Raw genomic sequence first — 6,130 nt, 5'->3', positions numbered from 1 at the left:
AGATTTATACATTGTTGATTTGCAAGATTTTACCATGCAAAGATACAAAAACTTGTAGATATATACAAATAATAGAAAGGCTATTTTATTGATAATCAATAGGTTATTTACTTTTCAAGGGACGACTAAGTAGGATAAGATGATTAGTATAATTGATAAACTCAACAAGTAATCAGAGCGGAAGCATAACTTTATGTTATTCCTATTTTAAAAAGAGTCTGTTTATAAATCATTTTAATATACTTGAACTATAATTATTTACTAAGAAGTACTATCTTTGCATTATAAATGCAAATACAATGAAATATACACTTACTATATTCACACTACTTATCTTTGTATTGGTGGGATGTAACGATTCCACATATCATGGAGAATTAGCCACTATTGACAGTCTCATAGCTCATCAAGACAAACGTGCATTAACGATCTTGGACAGCCTTTCTAAAAATCAGCGGAATTTTACGAAGAAAGATTATCTGCTTTATCGTTTTCTTTTGGCAGATGCCCATAATCAGTTTTTCATCTCTATGAAAGCCGATACCTTTATGACCGATGTTGCCGATTACTATAACAGGTACGGAAACGACAAACAACGTATAAAGGCCCTCTACCTGTTGGGGTGCGTTTATCGCGACAAGGGAGATGCGCCAATGGCGATTGAATATTACAACAAGGCTGTGGAGCAAGCGGATACAACACAAGCAGATTGTGATTTTAAGCAACTCAGCAGAGTTTACGCACAGATGGCGGGACTGTTCGACGAACAACGTACTCCCAAGATGGAACTGAAGATGTGGGGCAAAGCGATTGCCTGTGCCGAGAAAGTAAAAGACACACTGGCAGTTATTAATTTTCTAGACCACATGGGTGGAGCTTATTATTTGCTTAATGACAAGAAAAAAGCCTTGGAAATCAACCATGATGTTTACAAACGTTACATTGCCTGTGGCAGGGCTTCCGATGCTGCGGGGTCGTTGCTTACAACGATAGAAGCAGAAATAGAAAACAATCAATTAAAAGAAGCCAAGAAGCATATAGACGAATACATTAAATACACGGGTGTGCTGAATGGGCAACAAGAACTAACAGAAGAAAGAATATCTTCCTTTTTCTATATAGGCAAATATTACGAAGCGATAGAAAAAAATGATTCTGCGGAATATTTCTATCGTAAATTATGGAATGGTTTTGATGAAATTGAATATCAAGAAGCTGCATATAAAGGCTTGTTGTCCGTATTCGAGAAAAGTGGCGAGAAAGACTCCATTGCCAAATATGCCCGATTATTTGCCGATGCCAACGATTCAGCAAATTTTCAGGAGTCGGCAACAGAAATAACACGGGCGCAAGCTTTGTACAACTACAACGAAAGTAAAAGAAAGGCTACTGAAAAAGAAGAAGAAAACAACAACCTTATACGTGTCATCTACGGAATACTTTTCCTTGTATCAGCTATATCGGTAATCGGATATTTACATAGAAAAAAGATGTCTGATAAAAGAAAGGCACAGCAGATGGCTGCCAACAAAGAATATTCCTCATTGCTATTTAGATTTAGCAAAGCCACCAGCGATGTGCAGGCGTTAAGACATGATATGGAAAGATTCAAAAAGCAGAAAGAGCAAGAGATTATGCACCTGCAAGAACAACTGTCGTTCTATCAGGAAGATACGGCAAAGGAAAAGGAATGGGATATTGAGCAGGCTTTGCTTTCTCATCAAATAGTGATAAGATTTCATGATTTGGCAGTCCATGCCAATATGCCAACGGAAAAAGAGTGGCGTCATCTCATTGAAATAATTTCACAACGTCTATCAGATTTCTATACCAAGATTAGTAATGCAAGTTACGCACTTACCAGTCAGGAAATTAAAACCAGCATCCTTGTCCGACTTTACTTTAGTCCTTCGGAAATCGCAACCTTATTAAATTTGAAAAATCAGCGTATAACAAACATCCGATCCGCTATTAATAAGAAGCTATTTGGCATAGATGGAGCTACGGGAATTGATAAAAATATTAGGGAAATGTGATCAATAAACCATTTTTGTCAAGATACAAGTCTTTGATAATCTGTATTTTACACTTTTTCTTTAAGAAAGTGTAAAATGTGTAATCATTTTTTTTGTTATATCTTTATGAAATAATTAATTTTGCTTTCAAATAATCAAAATCAAACAACTATGAATAAACTTATTATAGTAATTGCATTGTTTTTAGTTATTCCGATTAATGTATCTGCGGATAATATTCAGGAAATATATCTCACTGTTGAAATTGTCAAACCTGGACATAACGGACCAATATATAGATCGCCAACTCGTCCTATTGTTGCAACTTTAAATAATGCTATTCTGACTTTCAAAGATTTAAAAGAAGAGTATATTTTAACGCTTTGGGATGAGAATGACACGCTTGTATATACTATGTATATTGTTCCGAATATCTCAAATTATGTTTTACCTACAAATCTTAAAGGGAATTATAAAGTAACAATGAAATCTACTTCAAGTTCATATATTGGTGAAATCAGCTTGTAGTTAGTTTAATCCCCATTTATCAAAGATAGTGTTAATAAGAATAAGTTAAGAATCTTATTTTTTTTAGATAGTATGTCGCCAAATATTTATTTAATAGATATTATAATTATTATTCTAGAACAAAGGGCTATTTTTGCAAGTAGAAAAGAGATCTATAAAGTTCTTTTCTCAGATTCTCACTTTCCAAGTTTAGCTGCAGTTTCTACAACATTATCTTATTTTGGGTTAACTTCAAATGCATACCTTGCTCATATCGAGGATTTAAAAGACATGAATAACGTTCTGCTACATACAAATGAAGAAGAAGGACATTTCTATATTATGAACAAAATTGAGGATAGAGGAGTTGAGTTGTATGATGGAAGATGCAAGCGACTTTCTATTACCCAATTTAAAAGTATTTGGGACGGTGTTATCTTGGTAGTTGATAAAAAAGAGTTTGAATATAGAGAAAAAGTACAAAATGAGAAGTTATTTTTATACGCAAGTTTCATACTTCTTTTAGTCTATTCATTATTTAAAATACCAGATGACTTGATAATAACTTTCATTGCAAATATCTTTGGGCTTGCTTGTGCATTCATATTGTTTAATCAACAGGTAAATATTTATGAGTACAATTCATTCTGTAAAATAGGACGAAAAATTGACTGTAATTATGTTTCACAAAAAAATCCTTTAGGTAGATGGATTCCAATAGGTCTACCAGTTATCGGAATTTACTTCTTTCTTCTTGATTCGGCATCCTTGGTAATCCTACGAGTTCAAGATCATCTAACTTTGATAGCTTATGTTTGCTCAGTTGTATTGATGATTGGACTTACAATTTATCAGTTTGCAAAAATAAAGAAGTATTGCCTGTATTGCATGGGGATAACGTTTATGGTTATCATAAAACTACTAATTATTACATCACCATTACAGCCTGTTGAAGTCCAAACAGTTGTTGGTATGGTGTCTCTATCTATAGTTGTCTATATAATTTGCCACCTCCTTTATATAAACGGCAGAAATACACAGGCGTTATTTGATAAGGAGATTACGCTTTTGAATTTAAAAAGGGACAAAAGAGTTCTGTCGTGCTATTTTGAAAAAATACAGGAATTGGATATACCAAAGAACTTATCGCTTAACTTTGGTAATATAAATGCTCCTGTTACAATTACGACCATCATAAGTATTGATTGTAAACATTGTAAGACTGTAGCAAAGGATATCTATTCTTTAATGCAAAAGTTCCCTCAAAGATATCATTGGCAACTTATAATTGATGGTATAGGAGTGGAGGAAAATAATAAGGAAACATTTATAAAATATAATAAAAGGCAATTAAACCTCTACATGCTTTACTTACATAGCCATATAGACTGCCTAAAAGCTTTATTTGCAAACTCTTATAGAGAGCAAATCAGCTTCTACGATGAGGCAATAGTTACATATAAGAGTTTGTTGAACTCTATACAAAGTATGAATATCCAACATTATCCCTTTGTACTCATAAACAGTTATAGACTGCCCAAAGGATATAAGATAACCGACATTCCATATATCTCAAGATATACTGAATAAAAATAAAATATAGACTTAAAAAGCGAAGAAGTTGCTAATCTTTTAATTTGAAGTCTATATAGAGGCACTGCCTAACCTCTTATTTAAATTCAAGATACTCAAATACTAGTTAAGAGCATTTTTGAAAGGCAAAAAAAATATTACTATTAAATTAATTTAGAAAATTATGAAAAAATTAGAATTAAAAGAGTTAGAAAACATCTTTGGTGGTATTTCTAGAGAAGAGTATTGTGAAAATCTTCGCAAAATTATAGCTAACAATAAACTTTCGGAGAAGGCACTTGCAGGGTGGACTATTGGATATAGTACTCACTGCGTGGAGCATTAAGCTATTATTTTAGGTGGATGTTTAAAACATCCACCTAAAAAAAATTTCATTATATTGAAATCTTTTCATTATTAGCAAAGCATAATTATGTTATGAAATATAGTTGGATAATATTTTTTATATTAATATCATCTGTCGTAACTGCACAGAAGAAACTTGATGTTACCAATCTCGAGTGTCAATATCAATATGTACATATGCAAGATACCCTGAAAAAAATACTGGATGAGGATGATAGACTTGTGCTGTTATTAGGTAATAAAGTTTCTAAGTGTTATAGTTCTTATAGTATGCAGGTTGATGAAAGATACGAAAATCCCAATAGGCGTAAAATTATAGATGCGGAAATCATGGAGTTTCTTAAAACTAAGAAACAACCATTACACAAGCGTATGAAGGCATATGTCTACAAGAATTATCCCGAAGGCAAAATGACCGTTACAGATGGACTATCGCTACAGGATTATATTTATGTTGATTCTCTGAATAATATCAACTGGACGATGGCAGACTCCACAAAAACAATTTTGAATTACACAGTTCAGATGGCAACATGCGATTATAGAGGACACCACTGGACTGCATGGTTTGCTCCTGACGTGCCTGTCAGCGATGGTCCATGGAAGCTACATGGCTTGCCAGGACTAATCATGGAGGCATACGATACCAATGCTTATCATCATTTCACGATTGTGGGAATTCGAAAGCTTACTGATATGCCAATTGTCATGAGTAAGACTTATGTTGGTACCAATAAATTTGAAAAAGTAAAACGGAAAGATTTTCTCAAGTTGCAAAGACAGTATCTCGAAAATATGAGCGGAATAATCAAAATGGAAACAGGAATTGATCTTGACCCCAATTCTTCGCCTACACAATTAACCTTTCAGCCCTTAGAAACAGAATAGTTGTAAAAACGAGAATATAAATGCCTATGAAAGCGATATTAACGTTGTTATTCGTATGTATGTGCTGCAAAATATCAGCACAGAAGATGCTTGATAATGCTAATTTTGAGTACCAATACAAATATATCTATCAGAATGATACAGTAAAAGGAACTACAAAAGACGACAGATTAGTATTGTTGATAGGCTCGAAAGTTTCAAAGTGCTGTAGCTTCTATAGCCTTCAGATAGACAGTTTAATGTCTAAACCTGATTGGTATGAAATCTATAGAAAGCAGTTAAATCAAGCATTTACAAGTAATATTGACCCACCTCATAGACGTATGAAGGCATACGTCTACAAGAATTATCCAGAAGGCAAAATGACCGTTACAGATGGACTATCGCTACAGGATTATATTTATGTTGATTCTCTGAATAATATCAACTGGACGATGGTAGACTCCACAAAAACAATTTTGAATTACACAGTTCAGATGGCAACATGCGATTATAGAGGACACCACTGGACAGCATGGTTTGCTCCTGACGTGCCTGTCAGCGATGGTCCATGGAAATTACATGGCTTGCCAGGACTAATTATGGAGGCATACGATACCAATGCTTATCATCATTTCACGATTGTGGGAATTCGAAAGCTTACTGATATGCCAATTGTCATGAGTAAGACTTATGTTGGTACCAATAAATTTGAAAAAGTAAAACGGAAAGATTTTCTCAAGTTGCAAAGACAGTATCTCGAAAATATGAGCGGAATAATCAAAATGGAAACAGGAATTGAC

The 6,130-nt window shown here is 33.7% G+C and carries 6 protein-coding genes; all 6 read left to right on the top strand.

Annotated elements, in window-relative coordinates; genetic code table 11:
• The first annotated feature begins 299 nt into the window (after positions 1-299).
• Positions 300-2,036 (top strand): tetratricopeptide repeat protein, encoded by a 1,737-nt coding sequence (locus tag E0E16_RS10695; RefSeq protein ID WP_130830286.1) that lies wholly within the window; start codon positions 300-302, stop codon positions 2,034-2,036.
• 150 nt (positions 2,037-2,186) lie between these two features.
• Positions 2,187-2,543 (top strand): hypothetical protein, encoded by a 357-nt coding sequence (locus E0E16_RS10690; RefSeq protein WP_025878079.1) that lies wholly within the window; start codon positions 2,187-2,189, stop codon positions 2,541-2,543.
• Positions 2,544-2,615: 72 nt separating this feature from the next.
• On the top strand, positions 2,616-4,112 hold the full coding sequence (locus tag E0E16_RS10685; RefSeq protein WP_025878080.1) for a vitamin K epoxide reductase family protein: 1,497 nt from the start codon (positions 2,616-2,618) through the stop codon (positions 4,110-4,112).
• Between the two features lie 166 nt (positions 4,113-4,278).
• A complete protein-coding gene (locus tag E0E16_RS13685; RefSeq protein WP_021669440.1) occupies positions 4,279-4,440 on the top strand; it encodes a hypothetical protein in 162 nt (53 codons plus the stop codon).
• Positions 4,441-4,532: 92 nt separating this feature from the next.
• Positions 4,533-5,348 carry a GLPGLI family protein gene (locus E0E16_RS10680; RefSeq protein WP_115367865.1) on the top strand — a complete coding sequence of 272 codons (816 nt, stop codon included), beginning with the start codon at positions 4,533-4,535 and terminating at the stop codon, positions 5,346-5,348.
• 26 nt (positions 5,349-5,374) lie between these two features.
• On the top strand, positions 5,375-6,130 hold a 756-nt coding region (locus E0E16_RS10675; protein ID WP_223177193.1), incomplete at its 3' end, for a GLPGLI family protein.

This window comes from Prevotella rectalis (assembly GCF_900607215.1).
In the GTDB taxonomy this organism is placed as follows: domain Bacteria; phylum Bacteroidota; class Bacteroidia; order Bacteroidales; family Bacteroidaceae; genus Prevotella; species Prevotella brunnea.
The sequence above is the reverse complement of the archived record's forward strand: the minus strand, read 5'-3'. Positions and strand labels throughout refer to the sequence as shown.